This is a genomic window from Flavobacterium sp. B114r, assembly GCF_056824125.1.
Genome location: NZ_CP124858.1, coordinates 3,263,263 through 3,285,867, shown reverse-complemented (window position 1 = coordinate 3,285,867; position 22,605 = coordinate 3,263,263). Strand labels below are relative to the sequence as shown.

Here is a 22,605-nt window from a genome sequence, read left to right as displayed (position 1 = left end):
TTTTATTAGCAAAATTATAAGCGTTTTCGCAAAAAACATACAAAATGAAAAGAAGAGAATTTATCGAAAAAACAGCTGCAAGTACTGCCTTATTAAGTTTAGGTTTGTCATTAAGCAGTTTTGAAACTAACGATATTAAACACTTAACGATTCTACATACTAACGATGTTCACAGTCACATCGATCCTTTTCCTGCTGATGATCCCCGTAATCCAAACAAAGGTGGTGTATCTCGCAGAGCGGCACTTATAGAAACTATTCGTCAGGAAAATCCAAATGTGCTTTTATTAGATGCCGGGGATATTTTTCAGGGAACGCCTTACTTTAATTATTATGGTGGTGAACTTGAGTTCAAGCTGATGAGTATGATGAAATATGATGCATCGACTATTGGAAATCATGATTTTGACAATGGTCTAGATGGATTGTATGCTCAAATGCCTCATGCAACTTTTGAATTTATTAATTCAAATTATGATTTTAAGAATACTGTAATGGATGGTCTTGTAAAACCGTACAAAATCTTTAATAAAAACGGAATTAAGGTTGGTGTTTTTGGTGTAGGTATTGAGCTTGCGGGCTTAGTAGACAAACTAAACTATAAGGAAACTGTTTATAATGATCCGGTAGAAGTTGCTCAGGACATGACGCAATTATTGAAAAAAGAGGAAAAATGTGATTTGGTGATTTGCCTGTCGCACATAGGATACAAATACAAAGATGATGCTTCTAAAATTTGTGACTTAAAATTAGCGGAGCAAACTCAGGATATTGATTTGATTATTGGCGGACATACTCATACTTTTCTGGATAAACCAACTATTGTAAAGAATAAAGCGGGGCAGGATGTATTGGTGAATCAGGTGGGTTGTTATGGTATTAATTTAGGGCGAATAGATTTCTATTTTGATAAGGACAAAGCGCACAGTAACCAAGGGAGATCAATTATTGTGTAATAACTTTTTATGAATTTTGGCTTTTTCGAGAAAGTATTCTACCATAAAGAAATAAGCCAAAATTTGTGTTACATCGCGAATTATAACGAGAACCACGGAATAGGAAAAGTATTCATTGAAAATATAGAAAATATCCGAAAATATGTAGCAAATGGCCATCAATGACATTAACAGTGTTATATGTGTTCCTTTTGTTATATAGTTTACGAACGAAAAATAACTTAAAATACTTAATACGATCCCGTAGAAAATATACAATCCGTGAAACTTTTTAATATTATCAAATTGCAGGCTTAGGACTGATATTAATAAGTATGCTATAAATATTACGACGATAGAAACGGGTAAAATATCTTTTCTCTGCAGTTGTATTTTTTCATGCTCGTGTATATAAAGTTTTATGATTAAAAGGTATACGATCAAGAAGCACACTACCCCACCAATCTCAGAAATTTCGACATCCATCAAATCAAAGACCTGACCTATAAAACAGGTAATAAAAATTAGCGTTTCGGTTTTTCCTATTTTAAACTCATTGCTTATCAAAAAATAAATAAAGATTGCCGGCAATACTATTGCTTTGGCATATAGTGCAAAAAAATCCTGCTCCGTCCAATCAAAAATGATTGTACAAAGCAGGGCTAAAAAGAATAAAATCAAAGACGGTTTATTCGCTTTCATTTATTTTGTTTATAAAATCTTCTTCTGACAAGATAGGAATATTTAATTTATTGGCTTTTTCTAATTTTGCAGGTCCCATATTATCTCCGGCTACTACGAAATCAGTTTTTGCTGAAATCGAACTTCCTACTTTACCTCCATTATCTTCTATGGTTTTCTTTAGCTCATCTCTTGAAAACTGGCTAAAAACTCCTGATACTACAAATGTTTTTCCAATGAATTTGTCTGTAGCGTTTGGATTGACTTTTTCTACAATCTCGAACTGAACTCCATAACTTTTTAATCGTTGAATAATTTTTTGATTTTCTTCATTTTCAAAGAACTCTATTACGCTTTTAGCGATTCGTTCTCCTATTTCATCTACCAGAATCAAATCCATTAGGGATGCCTGACTTAGTGCATCGATATTTTTATAATGCTTGGCTAATTTTTTAGCGACTGTTTCTCCAACAAAACGAATTCCTAAAGCAAAAAGAACGCTTTCGAACGGAATTTCTTTAGATTTCTCGACACCATTTACTAAGTTTTCAGCAGATTTTTTTGCCATTCTGTCTAAGTGCAAAATATCTTCTACTTTCAACTCATATAAATCAGCATAGTTATGAACTAAACCGTTCTTGTAAAGCAATGCCACTGTTTCGCCGCCAAGACCTTCAATATCCATTGCTTTTCTTGAAATATAATGCTGGATTCTGCCTATAATTTGTGGTGGACATCCGTAAAAATTAGGACAATAATGGTTGGCTTCTCCTTCATTTCTTTTCAACTCGGTTTCACAAACCGGGCAATGTGTGATGTATTTGGTTGGTTCTGAATTTTCTGGACGTTTCTCTAAATCTACGGCGATTATCTTTGGAATAATTTCTCCTCCTTTTTCAACAAAAACGGTATCATTTATTCTGATATCTAATTTCTCTATTTGATCTGCATTGTGCAAAGAGGCTCTTTTTACAATCGTTCCTGCCAATTGTACGGGTGCCAAATTTGCTACGGGCGTTATTGCTCCGGTACGGCCAACCTGATAAGTGATCGAATTTAAAATGGTAGAGACTTGTTCTGATTTGAATTTATAAGCTATTGCCCAACGTGGTGATTTTGCGGTATACCCTAATTCTTCCTGATGCTGTATGCTGTTTACTTTTACAACTACTCCATCTGTTTCATATGGTAAATTATGTCTGTGTAGGTCCCAATAATCAATGAAGTCAAAAACTTCCTGCATGCTATTGACCAATTTTGCTTCTCCAGGAACTTTAAATCCCCACTTTCTGGCAGATTCCAAACCTTCAAACTGAGATGAGAATGGCAAATTATTTCCGGTTACAAAATACAATAAACATTCTAAGGGACGTTTTGCGACCTCGGCACTGTCTTGTAATTTTAAACTTCCGGATGCTGTATTTCTTGGGTTCGAATAAGGTGTTTCTCCTATTTCGATTAATTCCTGGTTCATTTTTTCGAAACCTGCAAAAGGCAATATAATTTCGCCTCGAATATCAAATCGCTCCGGGTAATTTCCTTTTAATTGTAACGGGATCGATTTTATGGTTTTAATATTATTGGTAACATCATCTCCCTGAAATCCATCTCCACGGGTCAAGGCTTGTACCAATTTACCATTTTCGTAGGTAATACTGATCGATGCTCCGTCATATTTTAATTCGCAGGTATATTGTAAATCTACATTACCCAGCACTTTCTGAATTCTGTTTTCCCAATCGAGCAAATCTTCTTTAGAATAAGAATTATCTAAAGAATACATTCTGTATTGATGTGCAATCGTTTTAAAATTCTTCGTTATGGTTCCTCCTACTCTTTGTGTTGGTGAGTTTTCATCAAAAAATTCAGGGTGTTTATTCTCTAAATCCTGAAGTTCTTTTAGTTTTATATCAAAGTCATAATCAGAAATTGTGGGATTATCTAACACATAATAGTTGTAATTGTGTTGATTAAGTTCGTCTCTTAAAGTCTGAATGGTTTCTTGAATACTCATATAATATAAAAATACTGGAGGTTGTGATTTAGAATAACTGAACATCAAAATTAGGATTATTTTTGTTCAAAAACAGTAAAAACCAAAACTTTTATAAAATCAAAAATCAAGCTGCAAAACGATGCAGCTTGATTTTCTTCTTGCCCATTATTCTTAAAAAGAATTAAACAAAACCAACTTCCAAATGGTCTCTTCGTTTTATGCCTTATTCTAATAATCCCCAAATTATAAGAATATTACTTTCAAACTACTTTTGAATAATGATAAAGTCTGAGCGTCTGTTTAATAAATGTTCTTCTTCAGTACATTTTACGCCATTTTTACATTTATTAATTAATCGGCTTTCACCGTAACCTATTGCACTTTCGATTCTTGAAGCGTCGATTCCCTGCAAGACAATATAATCTCTTGTTGATTTGGCTCTTTCATCAGAAAGTTTTAGGTTATAGGAATCTTTTCCGCGGGAATCCGTGTGCGATTCTATTTTAATGCGGATATTAGGAAATTTTCGCATAATGAAAACTACTTTTGCCAGTTCTTCAGCAGCTGCAGGTGTAATATCATGTTTGTTGTAATCAAAATAAATTGGGTTTACATCTACTTTTTCAACTCCTTTCTTTTTAATTACCAAATCATCGTAGTTACTCAGTTCAAAATCAACATTGGTAATATCTATTTCGTTTTCCTTTGTGGTTTCTACTGTTTTTTCGTCGTTACTGTAATTCATTTTTGTAGCGACTAATCGAACTGATTTATTACAAGGAACGGTTACTACATATTTACCTTCGAAATTTGTTTTTGTTTCTGCTAAAATGTCGTTATAAGAGTTGTAAGCAACAACTGTAACATCTGTCAATGGTAATTTTGATTTTCTATCTGTTGCTTTACCTGAAATATTCTGATTACAAGTTGGTAGTGCTTTTGTAAAAGAATAAATATCGTCATCGCCTTTACCTCCTGCTCTGTTGGAAGAAACATAACCATAGGTGCCTGTTTTATCAATTACAAAAGTAAAATCGTCTTTATTGCTATTTATTGGTGCTCCTAAATTTCGTGGTGCCGAAAAAGTTCCATCTGATAAAAAGGTACTTTCATATACATCTAAATCTCCTAATCCGTAATGCCCGTCTGAAGAAAAATAAAGTATTCCGTTACGGAAAAATGGAAAAAGGTCATTGCCAATAGTATTGATTTTTGGTCCCAGATTTTGAGGAGAACTCATTGTCCCGTCCTCTGCAATTTTTACTACATATAAATCCGTTTCACCATAACCACCCGGCATATCTGATGCAAAGAAAAGCCATCGGCCATCGTCGCTTAAAGAAGGGTGTCCAACAGAATAGTCGTCATTATCGAAGAAAACTTTTTGTGGATTTTCTAATTTCCCATTCACTAACGAACCTTTAAGAATTTGAAAGTTGTTGATCTTATTTTCATCAATAACAAGCTTGTTTTTCTTGATTATGTTAGATGAGTAATACATTGTTTTTCCGCTGGCATCAAAACTGGCTGTTGCTTCATGATATTTGGTCATGACATTAGGGATAAACAATTTTTCGTTAAACAAACTTCCATCAGCAGGATTTCTTTCGGCAACATACAAATTTAAAAAAGGCTGGTTGTTCCAGTTATACAGTTTCTCGCCAAACCTTGTTGTATCTCTTGCTGATGTAAATACAATTTTATCTAAATAAAAAGTCGCGCCAAAATCTGATTTACTGGTATTGATATCCAAATTTTTAATTTCATAAAGAGACTTTGCTTTAGCTAAACTGTCTAATTGTTTTTTTTGAGCAACATATCGATTGATCTCTTTTTGATCTCCTTTTTTATTGAGATATTCTTTTGTAATCCTGTCTGCATCGTCATAATCCATTACTGCTTTCATAGATTGAATGTAGCGCAGATAGTAGATGTCTGTTAAATTATTGCCTTGTACCTCGTATAATTTTTTGTACCATTTGAGTGCATTTCTGGCATCAGAAATAAAATAATAAGAATCTGCTGCATTTTTAATTGTTTGTGCTGATGGATTCTTTATGTTCTGTAAACATTCTTCATAGGCTTTAGAAGCATCTGCATAAGAATAATTTCTAAACAATGCATCGGCCTTTTTTAAATTAGTCTGAGCAAAACCAAAGGTAATGCTCAAGACTAAACTTAGGATATATAGTTTTTTCATAGATTTTGTATTTAGAAGAATCGTGGAGATCTGATTTTACTCTGGTTTTTCATGAATTGGTAACGCAAGATAATTTCATGCGTTCCATCATTGTACTTGTTCAAATCACTTACGGTGTAATCAAAAGCATATCCGATATAAAAACTTCTGGATATTTGAAAACCTGCCAATATGCTTACCGAATCATCTGTTCGATAAGAACCTCCTATTACAAATTTTTCTGCAATCATAAAATTCGCCGAAATATCAGCAGTAAGTGGTGCGCCATTTACTGCTTTGACTAAAAATGCTGGCTTGAATTTTAGATTAGGATTCAGATCAAAAACATAACCTCCCATTAAATAATAATGCAAACGATCATAATCTATAGATTCCTGAACGTCGTCATAATAATCATTTTGAATAAAGCTTGGAATCGAAAATCCTACGTACCATTTATCTGTATAATAGTAAACCCCTGCTCCAACAGCAATCTTCATTTGATTATTTATGTTTTGGTTTAATAAAGCATCATTGTTATTGTAATATCTTCCTTTAGACCAATCTATGTTTAACATTCTCATACCTGCTTTAAGACCAAACGCCAGTCTTTTATCATATCCTAAAGGGATTGAATAAGCAAAGTTTCCGTCGAGATACAATTCGTTTGATGGACCAATTTTGTCATTTACGACACTTAATCCCAAACCAATATTCTCGTTTCGAAGTGGTGAGTGAATAGAAAACGATTGTGTTTCTGGAGCACCATCAATTCCAACCCATTGAGAACGGTGTAAAAGTGTTGCTTCTAATGTTCCCGTAGATCCAGCATAAGCTGGATTTACGGACATTGTGTTGTACATATATTGTGTGTACTCCGGATCTTGTTGTGCACTTGCACAAAATGTGATTAACGAACATATTAAAATGAAATACGTTTCTACTGATTTTATATATAGTTTCATAACGATACTTATTAAGTTTAATTAATTAGATGATTAATACCGGCTGCTTATCTCATTATAGATAACCATCCTTTTTTAACCGTTCCATCTCCAATAGTTATCACATAAAAATAAGTACCTGTAGGCAACATATCTCCTCTATTAATAACTCCGGATACATTAGCGGTTCCGTCCCAATCATTTTCATAATGTTGTTTACTATATACTAATGAGCCATATCTGTTATATACTTTCAACTCGTTGTTTGGATATGATTCGATACAGTCAATTCTAAACAAATCGTTAGCTCCGTCGTTGTTTGGAGTAAACTCATTGTAAACTGTCAAACAAATTGGCTCAACAGTAACTGAGGCCGAATTATTTGATGGATCAGCATCTAAAGGAGTTGAAATTTCGACTGTTGCAACACTTGTATAATTACCACTAGGCAATACTTCGGCAACAATTGTAAGCACTACACTTTGTCCGGCATTTAAAGTTGGAATTGTCCAAAGTTGAGTTAATAAATCATATGTACCTAAAGTTGTATTTGCACTTACCAAATTAAATCCGCTTGGTAATAAATCGCTAACTATTGTATTTATGAAATTACCTTCACCAATGTTGTTTACCGTTACTGTAAATGTGATCTGATCACCAAAATTAGGATTAGGATTACTCACTGTGTTGGTTATCGTTAGATCTGAACAAGTTGCTACGGTAACATTTAATGATTTTACTGATCTTTCATTACATGTATTGATATAAGCAACCTCAACTTTACCCGGTCCAACATCAGACCAAGAAACTGTTACAGATCCATCTGCATTTCCTCCACCGGAAGTAATTGTTCCGTTGGTAATTGACCATACATAATTTGATTTTCCGTTGGCAATTGAATAAGTGATTCCCTGGAAAACACATGGTGTATCATCTGTTGTCGTGATCGGAACCTGAGCATCATTATCAAAAGAAACTGCTACTCCTAATCTTGAAGCACCTTCACAGCCATTATTTGTACTGTTAAGTGTTGCTGCATAATATGTTGTCGCTATAAGAGGTGTATTCGCTGCTAATGGTGTTCCGCCATTTGCTGAAGTATACCACACTATATTGGCTTCATTTACAACTATATCTTCAATTGTTGGCGTTGATGACAGACAAAATGTTTGTGATGTTCTTGGTGTAGTAACTAAAATTGGTGTATTTACATTCACCACCACCTCTAATCTTAACAAATTCTCGCAACCTGAACCGCTCGAAACAACACCATAATAAGTACCATTTGCTAAGGCTGTCGTTGACGGAATTGCTGTTCCTCCTGTGGAAGTGCTATACCAAATTACATTAGATTCGTTTACCTGAATATTCGAAACTTTTGGTGCATTTACAGAACAGAAGTTTTGAGCTAGCGAATTCGTCGTTGGCGTCGCCATTGGATTTACAATTGTAATTGTAATCGGTAAACGAGTTGCACTTTTACATCCTGTTGTTAAATCTGTAATTTCTCCATAATAAGTACCCGAAGTTAAAGGTGTTACTGTTGGAATCGCTGTTCCTCCAATAGCACTATTAAACCAACTTACATTACTTTCGTTTACCTGAATACTTGCTATAGTTGGAGCACTAGTTGAGCAGAAGTTCTGAGCTGTGTTATTTGTTGTAGGTGCATTTAAACTTCCAACAGTAACACTAACTTTTAGCCTGATACTACTTTCACATCCAGTTGTTGCATCTTTTAATGCCGCATAATAATCTCCATTTACTAAAGCTGTAGTTGGTGCAATTGCAGTTCCTCCATTTGGTGCACTGTACCAAACCACATTACTTTCATTTACCTGAATGCTCGCAACTGTTGGGTTACTTGCTGAGCAGAAAGGCTGCGTAATTGATGTAGTTGTAGGTGTTGCAGGATTTGTAACGCTAATGGTTACCAATAATCTTGCAGCACTTTCGCAAAGTGATGTTGCATCTTTTATCGCTGCATAATAAGTCCCACTTGTCAAAGCTGTTGCAGAAGGAATCAATGTTCCGCCAGTTAAAGCAGTATACCAAACGATATTAGATTCGTTTAATTGAATACTTGCAAAAGTTGGCAAAGTGGACTGACAGAAATTCTGAGTTCCCGCAGTTACCAAACTCGGTGTTCCCGGATCTGTTACTATTACTGCAACTTCCAGTCTTAATGCACTTTCGCAAAGTGATGTTGCATCTTTTATAGCCGCATAATAAGTACCACTTGTCAAAGCTGTTGTTGAAGGAATCAACGTTCCGCCAGTTAAAGCAGTATACCAAACGATATTAGATTCGTTTAATTGAATACTTGCAAAAGTTGGCAAAGTGGACTGACAGAAATTCTGAGTTCCCGCAGTTACCAAACTCGGTGTTCCCGGATCTGTTACTATTACTGCAACTTCCAGTCTTAATGCACTTTCACAAAGTGATGTTGCATCTTTTATCGCCGCATAATAAGTGCCACTTGTTAAAGCTGTTGTTGAAGGAATCAATGTTCCGCCATTTAAAGCAGTATACCAAACGATATTAGATTCGTTTAATTGAATACTTGCAAAAGTTGGCAAAGTTGACTGACAGAAGTTTTGTGTTCCTGCAGTTACCAAACTTGGCGTTCCCGGATCTGTTACTATTACTGCAACTTCTAATCTCAATGCACTTTCGCAAAGTGATGTTGCATCTTTTATAGCCGCATAATAAGTGCCACTTGTCAAAGCTGTTGTACTTGGAATCAATGTTCCGCCAGTTAAAGCAGTATACCAAACGATATTAGATTCGTTTAACTGAATACTTGCAAAAGTTGGCAAAGTTGACTGACAGAAATTCTGTGTTCCCGCAGTTACCAAACTTGGTGTTCCCGGATCTGTTACTATTACGGCAACTTCCAATCTTAATGCACTTTCGCAAAGTGATGTTGCATCTTTTATCGCTGCATAATAAGTACCACTTGTTAAAGCTGTAGTACTTGGAATCAATGTTCCGCCAGTTAAAGCAGTATACCAAACGATATTAGATTCGTTTAACTGAATACTTGCAAAAGTTGGCAAAGTTGACTGACAGAAATTCTGTGTTCCCGCAGTTACCAAACTTGGTGTTCCAGGATCTGTTACTATTACGGCAACTTCCAGTCTCAATGCACTCTCACAAAGTGATGTTGCATCTTTTATCGCTGCATAATAAGTACCACTTGTTAAAGCTGTAGTACTTGGAATCAATGTTCCGCCAGTTAAAGCAGTATACCAAACAATATTAGATTCGTTTAATTGAATACTTGCAAAAGTTGGCAAAGTTGACTGACAGAAGTTTTGTGTTCCTGCAGTTACCAAACTTGGTGTTCCAGGATCTGTTACTATTACGGCAACTTCCAGTCTCAATGCACTCTCACAAAGTGATGTTGCATCTTTTATCGCCGCATAATAAGTACCACTTGTCAAAGCTGTTGTACTTGGAATCAATGTTCCGCCAGTTAAAGCAGTATACCAAACGATATTAGATTCGTTTAACTGAATACTTGCAAAAGTTGGCAAAGTCGACTGACAGAAATTCTGTGTTCCTGCAGTTACCAAACTTGGCGTTCCAGGATCTGTTACTATTACTGCAACTTCTAATCTCAATGCACTCTCACAAAGTGAAGTTGCATCTTTTATCGCTGCATAATAAGTCCCACTTGTTAAAGCTGTAGTACTTGGAATCAATGTTCCGCCAGTTAAAGCAGTATACCAAACGATATTAGATTCGTTTAACTGAATACTTGCAAAAGTTGGCAAAGTCGACTGACAGAAATTCTGAGTTCCCGCAGTTACCAAACTCGGTGTTCCCGGATCTGTTACTATTACTGCAACTTCCAGTCTTAATGCACTTTCACAAAGTGATGTTGCATCTTTTATAGCCGCATAATAAGTACCACTTGTTAAAGCTGTAGTACTTGGAATCAATGTTCCGCCAGTTAAAGCAGTATACCAAACGATATTAGATTCGTTTAACTGAATACTTGCAAAAGTTGGCAAAGTCGACTGACAGAAATTCTGTGTTCCTGCAGTTACCAAACTTGGCGTTCCAGGATCTGTTACTATTACTGCAACTTCTAATCTCAATGCACTTTCGCAAAGTGATGTTGCATCTTTTATCGCCGCATAATAAGTACCACTTGTCAAAGCTGTTGTTGAAGGAATCAATGTTCCGCCAGTTAAAGCAGTATACCAAACAATATTAGATTCGTTTAACTGAATACTTGCAAAAGTTGGCAAAGTCGACTGACAGAAGTTTTGTGTTCCCGCAGTTACCAAACTTGGTGTTCCAGGATCTGTTACTATTACTGCAACTTCTAATCTCAATGCACTTTCGCAAAGTGATGTTGCATCTTTTATCGCCGCATAATAAGTACCACTTGTCAAAGCTGTTGTTGAAGGAATCAATGTTCCGCCAGTTAAAGCAGTATACCAAACAATATTAGATTCGTTTAACTGAATACTTGCAAAAGTTGGCAAAGTCGACTGACAGAAGTTTTGTGTTCCCGCAGTTACCAAACTTGGTGTTCCCGGATCTGTTACTATTACGGCAACTTCCAGTCTCAATGCACTCTCGCAAAGTGATGTTGCATCTTTTATAGCCGCATAATAAGTGCCACTTGTCAAAGCTGTTGTACTTGGAATCAATGTTCCGCCAGTTAAAGCAGTATACCAAACGATATTAGATTCGTTTAACTGAATACTTGCAAAAGTTGGCAAAGTTGACTGACAGAAATTCTGTGTTCCCGCAGTTACCAAACTTGGTGTTCCCGGATCTGTTACTATTACGGCAACTTCCAGTCTTAATGCACTCTCGCAAAGTGATGTTGCATCTTTTATCGCTGCATAATAAGTACCACTTGTTAAAGCTGTAGTACTTGGAATCAATGTTCCGCCAGTTAAAGCAGTATACCAAACAATATTAGATTCGTTTAATTGAATACTTGCAAAAGTTGGCAAAGTTGACTGACAGAAGTTTTGTGTTCCTGCAGTTACCAAACTTGGTGTTCCAGGATCTGTTACTATTACGGCAACTTCCAGTCTCAATGCACTCTCACAAAGTGATGTTGCATCTTTTATCGCCGCATAATAAGTACCACTTGTCAAAGCTGTTGTTGAAGGAATCAATGTTCCGCCAGTTAAAGCAGTATACCAAACAATATTAGATTCGTTTAACTGAATACTTGCAAAAGTTGGCAAAGTCGACTGACAGAAGTTTTGTGTTCCCGCAGTTACCAAACTTGGTGTTCCCGGATCTGTTACTATTACGGCAACTTCCAGTCTCAATGCACTCTCGCAAAGTGAAGTTGCATCTTTTATCGCCGCATAATAAGTACCACTTGTTAAAGCTGTTGTACTTGGAATCAATGTTCCGCCAGTTAAAGCAGTATACCAAACGATATTAGATTCGTTTAATTGAATACTTGCAAAAGTTGGCAAAGTCGACTGACAGAAGTTTTGTGTTCCCGCAGTTACCAAACTTGGTGTTCCAGGATCTGTTACTATTACGGCAACTTCCAGTCTCAATGCACTCTCACAAAGTGAAGTTGCATCTTTTATCGCCGCATAATAAGTACCACTTGTTAAAGCTGTTGTACTTGGAATCAATGTTCCGCCATTTAAAGCAGTATACCAAACGATATTAGATTCGTTTAACTGAATACTTGCAAAAGTTGGCGCAGTGGACTGACAGAAATTCTGTGTTCCCGCAGTTACTAAACTTGGCGTTCCCGGATCGTTAATATTCACTGTTATTGCTGAACGAACAGAACTCTCACAACCTAATAAATCTTGTATGGCTCCGTGATAAATTGTTCCATTTATCAAAGCTGTTGTTGGATCTAGTGCAGTTCCCCCTGTAGAGGCAAGATACCAAACTACATTGGCTTCATTTGCCTGAAGATCTGCAACCGTTGGTACATTTATCAAACAGAAATCCTGAGGATTATTGGTCGATGTAGGAGTTGGCGGATCATTAACCATTACAGTAGCAACCTGAAGCTCTCCATTTTTATTCGGACATGTCGTATCGCTTGTAACAGCAACATAATAAGAAATAGGGCTCATAGCTGTTGTTATACCAGAAGCTTTTAAAACTCCTGTAACACTATCAACGGTATAAGTTATGCCATTAATTACTCCACTAAAAACAGGCTGAGTTTTATTGGAATCTAAATACCAAAGAAAAATTGGGCTTGTCAAAGTACTTGTTGGCGTTAACGTTGCAGTTGTACCAAGGCAAATAGAAGCATTATTTACCGTAATGTCTGTTGTCAGAGAAGCTGGTAAAATGGTAAATGTTACTTGTTTTCTATCTGCTGGCAAAGTTTCACAAAATTCATTAGAACTAACTCCAACATAATAAGTATAAGTTCCAGGAGCTAATCCTGGTATTATTAATGTAGCAGTTGTTGCACCAGCCACTAATTGGCTTGTAGTTCCGTCAAATTTATACCATTGATACACTGGATTAGTTAGTGCAGGTAATCCATTTAAAACTGCATTCAATGTTACAGTACCATCTTCAGTACAAACAATAGTTCCATTATTTCCGTTTATTGTTACGTTTTCGATTGCAGCTGCAGGAGTAGTTGCTCTAACAACAACCGTAACTTCTCCTCTTTCTAAGGCTGCACAACCGTAACGAATTGGCTGAACATAATATTTATAAGTACCCGCTGCCAAAGTAGCAGGAATTGTATAGGTTTGACCACTTACTAGTAGATTCCCTCCAATTGGCGAATCATACCAGGCGTAATTTGCACAAGATTTTGGCGGAACCGTGAGCGTAATAGGTGCTCCCGGACAAACCGTAACCTTATTATCAGTATCTTCTCCAATAACTGTAGTATTAGTTACACGATCGATAGTATGAACTCTAAGCTGATCCAAAAGAGTAACAGCACCGCCCAAAGTAATTACCACTCTATCATATGGCTGTGTCTGAGGTGAAACAATTGTCATAGCCACAGTGTCTCCGGAAAGCAGTTTCAAAGTCAACAAACCTGTATTATTATCGCCTTGTATTGGTCCTCCAACAGCAATATTTCCTGAATAAAGCTGAATACTTAATCTTGAAAGTAAACCAACGGTTAAAAGAGTTCCGGGCTTAGAAATTGTAATTCGTAAACTATCTCCCACCATAGATGGTGTTCTAAAAGTTGCTGTTAACTCGGCAGCTGCAAGCACTCCTACGCCATTAAACAGGGTAGCATAAGTAGCAACATCTCCGTCAGCTACATTCCATGGATTTGAAACACCTACAGTAGCTGTTAATGCCCCAAGACCAATAGCTTTTTTTACACCAGAGAAAATATCTTCGATATCTCCCTGTCCACAGGCAATTTGCGTCACTTCTTTTTTATAGTAAGCATCATAAACATTAATGTTTTGTGCCACACTTACAACAGATCCTAACTGCACTCTGATACCATCATAATCCTGAACTCCAGCTGTATTCGAAGGAACAAATGTATATTCGAACGAATTCTCACCTGGCAATAAATCTAATAATGATCCTGATACTGATTGCAATGTTCCAATATCAATTGGGTTTCCAAGTCCGTCACGTTTAGTTCCAATTACTGAAATACTTGCTCCTACCGCAAGTAAACTATTTTGTAAACCTAGTTTGACTGTTACCGGAGTTCCTTTAGTAATAGTAGTTGGCCACTGTAGATTTTGCCATGTAGTACCAATACCTAAAACCCCTAAGCCAATACTTATTGTTGAATATGTTGCCGGATCTTTATCTACTGCCAAAAGCTCGTTTGTTACCGTTCCGGTAATAACTGTTCCTTTTAATTGAGAATCAGCATACACTCTTTCTAGTAACGTATCGCAAGAAGCAGGGTCCAGAACACTAATTGTTACTGTCTGACTAGTGGTACAAGTTCCATTTGCATTGGTGGCGACCACTGTATAAGTAAAAATACCAACAGTGTTAAGTGGCCCAATACTACTTGAAGGTACAAAATTCCCTTGTGGATCATACCAGGTTATTGTTCCGTTTGATGATGCATTTAAAGTAACTGTAGCTCCTTTTAATACCGCTATCGAACTGCTTACACCTGTTAATGTTGGTAATGGATTTACGGTTACTGCTACCAGAAATTTTACAGATGGACAATCAACACCAGTTGTTTGAGCCTGAATAGAATAATTACCACTTACAGTAATATTTGCCGCAGCGACATCTGTAATTGTATTATCTGCCGAATCAAAGAAAGTATAAGTTGTATTTCCAGATGTGTCAAAATTTGTAATAGCATCACTTAAATTAGCTTTAGCACAACTAGCCAAATTAGGCATAACACTTAAAGCTGAGCCTGCAGGATAATTAACGACTACTGCTTTTAATGTCCCATTTACATTTTCGCAAGTTCCTCCGTTTAGAACAGATACGTAGTAAGTATAAGGTGCAGTAGCATTAAGTCCGCTAACTGTAAGTGCTCCCGTTGTAGCATTTTTAGAGAAAGTAACTCCAGGCTGAGAAACCACCGTAGATCCCGTTATAATTTCTTGCGTTTTATTTTGATCTGTATAATATTTAAAAGTCGCTCCCGATAAAGCAGATGTTGGAGTCAATACAATTCCTCCTGCACAAGAAGCTGTTAGAGGACTTGTAATTGCAATATCCGCAGCTGTTGGGATGGGCAATACATTTACTGTTACAGCTTGACGGTTACTATTTAAACATGGTGTACCACCACGACTTGCTTCCAAATAAAATATAGTAGTAGCATTTAATGCAGCAGTCGGACTAACCGCAACTATAGTTCCTCCAGTTGGGGCATCGTACCAGGTAAAATTTTGTGTTCCTATAGCAGATGCTGACAGTGTCGCAGTTTGTCCAGCACAAATTGGAGATGATACTCCATTTATTGTAGCATCTGGATATCTGTAAGAAGCTTCATAAATATTTAAGCCTGCCGCTAGAGAAACTAATCCGCTTAATCGAATCTGAACACTTGTAAATGGACCTGCCGCTGCAAAACTCGCTCTAAAGCGGTTTCCTCCTAATATCTGAACATTTAAAAGCGAACTAATAGCAATTTGGTCACTATTAGGAACACCTAAATTAAAACTTTGCAAAGTAATATTCGAAAGGGCACTAATATTAAGAAGCCCCACAGGAATTCCTAATTCGACATCTATAATATCACCTGTCTGACCTACTGTAGGAAAACTTAACGTTTGTTGCATATAATCCCCTAGTAACCCAATAGGTACCGAAAGATTAGCAGCAGTTGTATTGTTTCCATCTACTGAGGCTTCATCTGTAGTTGAACCACATAATAAACATCCCGTTGTTCCTCCTTTTGAAGTTACTTGCGAATTCGCCAATAAACAAGAATTAATAGAATTACTTATAGTAACATTTATCACAGTTCTTGTGTTACTGACACAATCCGTAGCAGTACTTCTGGCAGCTATATAAAAACTTGTATTCGCTATTAAAACTGGAGATGGCGTATATGAATTTGTACCAGATGACAGTAAGGCTCCATTAGTTGGAGCATCATACCAATCGTAAACTACGCCAACCACAGGATTTGAAACCTGTAGAGTAACATTTTGTCCAGATTGAATCGTTATATTTGACGATACCGGAACAGGAGCCAAAGGTCTAGGATTAACATTGACATCCACTCGTGTACGAGTTGTACTCACGCAAGTTCCAATTACAGCTTCTACATAATAAGGAGTAGTAACAATAAGGTTTGGCGTTGTGTAAGAAGTTCCCGTAAACAATAATGTCCCGCCATTAGCTAGGTCATACCAATTATAAGTTGTTCCTGCAACTGGCGAATTTACCGTTATCGTTGTCGATTGTCCACTACATAAATTTAAAGGAGTTGGGACAACCGTTGTTGGAGCTACAGGATTATTAACTGTAACCAAAACAGGAGTCCTTTCACTATTCACACAACCATTACGAGTAACCTCTACATAATAAGTTGTATTAGCAGTCAATGCAGGAGTTGTGTACGCCGCTGTACTAACCAATAAATTTCCTCCGGTTAATGCATCATACCATTTGATACTTTCCCCCAAAGCAGCATCCGACGTTAATGTTGTTGTTTGTCCACTACAAATTGTAGTGTTACCGGTTATTGTTCTTGGTTTAAATGTATACGAGGCTCCATAAATGTTAAGACTAGTTAGTAATGTAGCCAATCCTCCCAGCCTAATCTCTACACGATCAAAAGCAGATCCTGCTTTAAGACTCGCTTTAAAACGATTACCAGTTAACAATTGGATATTTAAAAGAGAACTATTTACCGCTATTCGGTCATTATTATAAGTAGCACCGTTATAAGTAGCTAATGAAATATAACTTAAGGCGCTTATATCTAAAAGTCCGGTTGGAATTTCTAAATCAACCGTAATAACATCTCCGGCTTGCCCTGGATTGTTAAATTGTAGTGTTTGCTGAATCCAACCGTTTATCAAACCAGCCGGAAGACTAAGTCTTGCTGCTGTACCACTATTTCCATCAACTGAATTATTCGGAGCTGTTACAGAACAAAGCAAACAAATTCCGTATTGCGTAGTTTGCTGACTATTAGCATCCAAACATCCTCCTGGTGAACTAGTTGAAACAGTTACCGTCACAGGAACTCTTGTTGCGCTTACACATCCTCCTGCAAGATTAACTGATTCAACATAATAAGTTTTTGTGGCTGTTAAAATAGGAGTCGTAAAAGTAGTAGAATTAGCTAATAATTTGGTTCCTCCTAAATCGGAATCATACCAATCTAAACTGACACCAGCTTCAGCTGTAGAAGCATTTAAAGTTGCATTTTGCCCGGAAAGTATGGTTACACTTGGCGTTAATATCGTCGCAAGCCCCGGAACCGGAGTAGAAGTAACCGTTACCGCAGTACGAGCAGACTTACAGGCTCCAATGGAAGCTTCTACATAAAAAGTAGAAATACCTACAGGCACAGTTGGCGAATAACTATCTCCCTTTCCCGTATTTAATGCTACTCCACCAATCGGCACATTATACCAGGAATAATTTGTTCCTAATACCGGATTTATCACTGATAATGCCGTTACCTGTGTTGGTCCTGCTGAACAGATTGAAGTTCCTGCAGCATTTACTGCGGGTTTTATAGGGTTCAATACATTAATTACAACTGGTACCCGCGCATCACTTTCGCAACCAGGGCTTCGTGAAGTGCTTACATAATAAGTAGTAGAAGCTGTTAAAGCTGGTGTCGTATAATTACCACTGGTAGAAAGTGCAGTAGTAGATGTTGGTGAATCATACCAGGCTACAGTTGTACCAGGAGCGGCAGTAGCCGAAAGTGCTATAGATTGCCCTGTACATACAGATTGCGTATTTCCTCCCGTAATTGTAGGGCTAGCAAATTGTAAGCGTACATCGTATATTCTTAAATTTGTTAACAAGCTAAGAAATCCACCAGTTTGTATTCTAATTTGGTCAGCATCGGTCGTAAGTGTGTACTTAAAAACACCCCTTGTATTTCCTGCCAATAATGCTACATTTAACAGTGGATTATTTAATCCAACCACGGGACCTTCAGTTACTGCAACTGAATTTTTTGCCTGAATACTAATGTTAGACAGTAAATCAACACTTAAAGGCGAATTGGAACCATAATAAACAACTATTTGATCCCCGGGTTTTGCCATTTGACCAAGAGTTAATGTTTCTTGTGCAATACAATTACCTACAGCAACCGCATTTGTTAATGAAGCATAAGTATCTAAATTTCCGTCAAATGCATCATTTGGATTAAGAACACTTGTTCCAAGACACAACAGACCGCCACCGGCGCTATTTGTCTGTCCAGTAGGTTTACAAAACGTCTGTGCATAATTTATATTGCAAAACAGCAATAGAACTAATAAAGCCAACAATCTCTTCTTAACGATGAGATCATAAAAAGTAAAATTTTTTTTCATAATTTGGAAGATTAGAAAATGGACAATAAAATACCTGTTGCGATAAGCACGTATGCTTAGGCAATGTTAAAAAACGTTAATAATCAACTAGTTAAAATGAAATTTAAATTCGTAGTATACTAAGAATCTAAACTGCATTTAAATAAAAAAATCATGTCGTATTGCGTATACCGAAGTATACAAAAGAGCAGTTTTTATTCCTGTAGAATAAAAAATGTCCAGAAAAATTTTGGGAATATTGATCTGAATCAATCTTCCAGAAGGAGTGATTTGTTTTAGGTTTAATTTTCATAAAAGAAAATTTAAGTTGAGTAGAACTGGGGAAATTCTTAATATATAAGATGATTCAATATTTAAAGAAAGTTGATTAGGCGATCTGTAAATTTTGCTGCATTAGAATTAATTCTAAAAATTGAATCATTAATTTTTTTATCAGGAGAATTATTGGTTTAAAAAAAATTAAACACGAAAATCCTCTTTATTAACAAAACCGCCGATTGGATTTTGAAAATAAAAAACTGTTTAAACTATTAAATTGTTGAAAAGGGCTTGCATTTGCAAAAAAATCAAATTTGGAAATAAACTTAATTACTTTCAAACAGATAAAAAATAAAGCTATAAGAATAGGACTAATTAATGCAAACTTAATAAAGAAAGTAAATGTCAATTCCATAAGCAACTAATTTTAGGTTATTATTCAAATTTTTAAAATTTCAATAAACACAAATACTATTATTTAATTTTGAAAAAATTAATAACTACAATTAGATTGCTTTTTAATGTGTGTTTTTGGAAACTATAATCTTAATTCCGAAAGCACAAAACTTACTTTGTTTAACTTTCGTATTCTAAAATTAAAAAAAAGTAAAATATAAAACAAACGTAAAATTCCTATTTTTTTAATTTTAAAAGAAATTTAAATTCATAAAAACAGTTAAAACATCAGAAAAACCAACGTTTTTTAAGTAAAAACAACTATTATAAATGTTTAAAAAAAATAATTCGTTTTATGTTAAATATTAAAAAAGTAATATTAAGATTACATATACAGTATAACAAGGGACTAAAACACAGTTTAAAAAGCTAATTTGAAAAGCAAAACCTACATTTAAAATTCAAAAGTAATTTTCTTTACGTTATTCTAAAAAAAGGAGTGGAAATACGGGGTAAAAAAAACAAAAAAGTTTAAACGAAAGTTAAAAAAATAAAAAAAAGGCAAATAATTAACAATCAATTATTTGCCCTTTTTTGAAGAGATCAAGAATAAATTACGACTCAATAATAGTATTAATCTGAGTGAATAATTGTCCATCACTTAAGAATGCCCCTTGTTGAATCAATTCAAAAATTGATGCATTTCTATCCTCAGTAAATACTTTTTTACCTACTTTCATTTCTATATTTTCGGTGAACATATTATCGCTCAACCATTGCAGACCTTCCTTAGTTAAAAAATCAGTTTCAGGCACCACAGATTTTAAAACAATAGATTGTACATCTTTTTCAAAACATTTAAATAAGAAGATATGATTTTTAGAAAAATGCTCTAAAAATTCTGCTCTTGACAAAACACCTTCCCAAATCAGATCTGAGAAAACATCAAGTTCCTGTTCTGCCACTTCCGGCTTATTAATTTTAAGAGAATCCCACTCTGCTTTATCAATTGTCTGTGTAGCTAAAAAATTAGCGAATTCTGCGTGCAATTCATCAAACTGCTCTTTTGTTAATCTTGCGTATTTCATTTTCTTTTCAGGCTTTATGCCTTACGCTATAAGCTTTCAAGCAAGATGCTTTGCGCAAATAACTTTAAGTCTAATTAATTATTATTTCTTTTAAACAAAAAAATCCCGATTCGCATCGGGATTTTTATATAGTATATAAAACGATTACTTTTCAGCAACAATTTCGTATGGTAATTCAATGATTACATCTCTGTGTAAACGCACATTTGCAGTGTATTTACCAGTACGTTTAACGATACCGCTAGTGATGAATTTTCTATCGATTACTTGTCCACCTTTAGCTAAAGCTTCAGCGATATCAATATTCGTGATTGAACCGAATAATTTTTCTCCACCTGCTTTTGCAAAAAGTTTAATTTCAATCGCTTTCAAAGTTTCAGCTAATGCTTTTGCATCACCAACAACTTTAGCTTCTTTGTGAGCTCTTTGTTTTAGGTTTTCAGCCAATACTTTTTTAGCAGAAGGAGTTGCTAATGCAGCAAAACCCTGAGGGATTAAAAAGTTACGACCGTAACCAGCTTTTACAGATACTACATCATCTTTAAATCCTAGATTCTGTACGTCTTGTTTTAAAATAAGTTCCATGTTGTTGTCCTTTATTTGAGAAGTTAGGTTCCATCTTACCGGAAACCAACAACTTTGTTTTTAATATTATTTTAATAAATCCGCCACGTATGGCATTAAAGCTAAGTGACGAGCTCTTTTTACAGCTACAGAAACTTTTCTTTGGTATTTTAATGAAGTTCCAGTTAAACGACGAGGAAGAATTTTTCCTTGCTCATTAACGAATTTCAATAAGAAATCAGCATCTTTATAATCGATATATTTGATTCCTGATTTTTTGAAACGACAGTACTTTTTAGTTTTGTTAGTTTCAATGTTTAAAGGCGTTAAATATCTGATATCTCCGTCTTTTTTTCCTTTTGCAGATTGCTCTATTGTAGACATAATAATTAAGCTTTAGTAGATTTTAATTTGGCTCTTCTTCTTTCAGCCCATGAAATAGCATGCTTGTCTAAACTTACAGTTAAGAAACGCATAACTCTTTCGTCACGTCTAAATTCAGTTTCAAAAGCAATTAGAACTTCTCCAGCTACTTTGAATTCGAATAAGTGATAAAAACCACTTTTTTTGTTTTGGATTTCGTAAGCCATTTTTTTCAGACCCCAATCCTCTTTTGACACCATTTCAGCTCCTCTACTAGTAAGAAATTCTTCAAATTTCGTTACTGTTTCCTTCACCTGAACCTCAGATAAAACGGGATTTAAAATGAAAACAGTTTCATAATGATTCATAAATACAATATTTATTTGTTAAAATTGGGTGCAAAAGTAACCATTAAATTTATATATACAACACTTTTTTGCTTTTATTCGTTATAAAGTAAAAAATGCAGGCTGATTTTAGTTTTTTTTACAAAATTATAATACATTTACTACTGCTATCCTGAATTTATTCTAAATCTTAATGTTATGAAACTAAACTGTGTTGTTGTAGATGATAGTTCTATACAAAGGACAATTATTGCAAAATTAGTTAATAATCACCCAGGTTTGCACTTAATCGGGGATTTTTCTAATGCAATCGAAGCAAAAAGCTGTATTTCTCTAAATAATATCGACTTAATATTTCTAGATATCGAAATGCCCGTTATTAATGGTTTTGACTTCCTTGACGGCTTAAAATCTAAGCCGCAAATTATTTTTATTACTTCTAAAGCTGAATATGCTTTAAAAGCTTTTGACTATGATGCTACTGATTATCTTCAGAAGCCCATTGCCGTAGATCGCTTTAATGCTTCTGTAAAAAGAGCAATTGATATGCATTTACTCAAAAAGGATGTCAAAGAAGAAGAAGGCGAACATATCTTCATCAAAAGCAACCTTAAGAAACTTAAAATCTTTACAGCAAAGATAAAATGGATTGAGGCTTTTGGGGATTATGTAAGAGTAGTAACTGAAGACGACAGTAATTTGGTGCTTTCGACAATGAAATCTTTTGAAAATGATTTATCAAAAGACAAGTTCATACGTGTACATAAATCGTATATTATTAATATCGATAAAGTAGAACGCTTTAATAGTAAATTTGCCGAAATTGGCATTACAAAGATTCCACTTAGTCGAAACAAAAAAGAAGACTTAGTAAAAGCATTGTCAACGTCGTCATAA

At 35.4% G+C, this 22,605-nt stretch carries 11 protein-coding genes; 2 read left to right on the top strand and 9 right to left on the bottom strand.

Annotated features, from left to right (window positions below; translation table 11 throughout):
• Positions 1-44: 44 nt before the first annotated feature.
• On the top strand, positions 45-956 hold the full coding sequence (locus QLQ94_RS14070) for a bifunctional metallophosphatase/5'-nucleotidase (RefSeq protein WP_271337152.1): 912 nt from the start codon (positions 45-47) through the stop codon (positions 954-956).
• Here the strand turns inward: QLQ94_RS14070 and QLQ94_RS14065 are convergent.
• The 9 genes from QLQ94_RS14065 to rpsF form a co-directional block, all read right to left on the bottom strand.
• Positions 942-1,637, bottom strand: coding sequence for a lysoplasmalogenase family protein (locus QLQ94_RS14065; protein ID WP_271337151.1), 696 nt, complete (start codon positions 1,635-1,637; stop codon positions 942-944). The genes QLQ94_RS14070 and QLQ94_RS14065 overlap by 15 nt on opposite strands.
• Positions 1,624-3,630 (bottom strand): NAD-dependent DNA ligase LigA, encoded by a 2,007-nt coding sequence (gene ligA / locus QLQ94_RS14060; protein ID WP_271337150.1) that lies wholly within the window; start codon positions 3,628-3,630, stop codon positions 1,624-1,626. Before ligA ends, QLQ94_RS14065 begins: the two co-directional genes overlap by 14 nt.
• A 247-nt stretch (positions 3,631-3,877) precedes the next feature.
• Positions 3,878-5,812 (bottom strand): OmpA family protein, encoded by a 1,935-nt coding sequence (locus QLQ94_RS14055; RefSeq protein WP_427402262.1) that lies wholly within the window; start codon positions 5,810-5,812, stop codon positions 3,878-3,880.
• 11 nt (positions 5,813-5,823) lie between these two features.
• Complete coding sequence (locus tag QLQ94_RS14050) at positions 5,824-6,756, bottom strand: PorP/SprF family type IX secretion system membrane protein (RefSeq protein ID WP_271337148.1); 933 nt, start codon at positions 6,754-6,756, stop codon at positions 5,824-5,826.
• 47 nt (positions 6,757-6,803) lie between these two features.
• Complete coding sequence (locus QLQ94_RS14045) at positions 6,804-18,692, bottom strand: Ig-like domain-containing protein (protein ID WP_482497535.1); 11,889 nt, start codon at positions 18,690-18,692, stop codon at positions 6,804-6,806.
• A 1,268-nt stretch (positions 18,693-19,960) separates the two neighbouring features.
• Positions 19,961-20,434: a DUF6495 family protein gene (locus QLQ94_RS14040; RefSeq protein ID WP_271335396.1), complete on the bottom strand. Its 474-nt coding sequence runs from the start codon at positions 20,432-20,434 to the stop codon at positions 19,961-19,963.
• A 144-nt stretch (positions 20,435-20,578) separates the two neighbouring features.
• Complete coding sequence (gene rplI, locus QLQ94_RS14035) at positions 20,579-21,019, bottom strand: 50S ribosomal protein L9 (RefSeq protein WP_271335395.1); 441 nt, start codon at positions 21,017-21,019, stop codon at positions 20,579-20,581.
• A gap of 66 nt (positions 21,020-21,085) precedes the next feature.
• A complete protein-coding gene (gene rpsR / locus QLQ94_RS14030; protein WP_002987043.1) occupies positions 21,086-21,382 on the bottom strand; it encodes a 30S ribosomal protein S18 in 297 nt (98 codons plus the stop codon).
• Between the two features lie 5 nt (positions 21,383-21,387).
• Positions 21,388-21,729, bottom strand: coding sequence for a 30S ribosomal protein S6 (gene rpsF / locus QLQ94_RS14025; RefSeq protein WP_007810575.1), 342 nt, complete (start codon positions 21,727-21,729; stop codon positions 21,388-21,390).
• A 177-nt stretch (positions 21,730-21,906) separates the two neighbouring features.
• Between rpsF and QLQ94_RS14020 the strand changes: the two genes are divergently transcribed.
• Entirely contained in the window at positions 21,907-22,605 is a 699-nt protein-coding gene (locus tag QLQ94_RS14020) for a LytR/AlgR family response regulator transcription factor (protein ID WP_065449575.1), read from the top strand.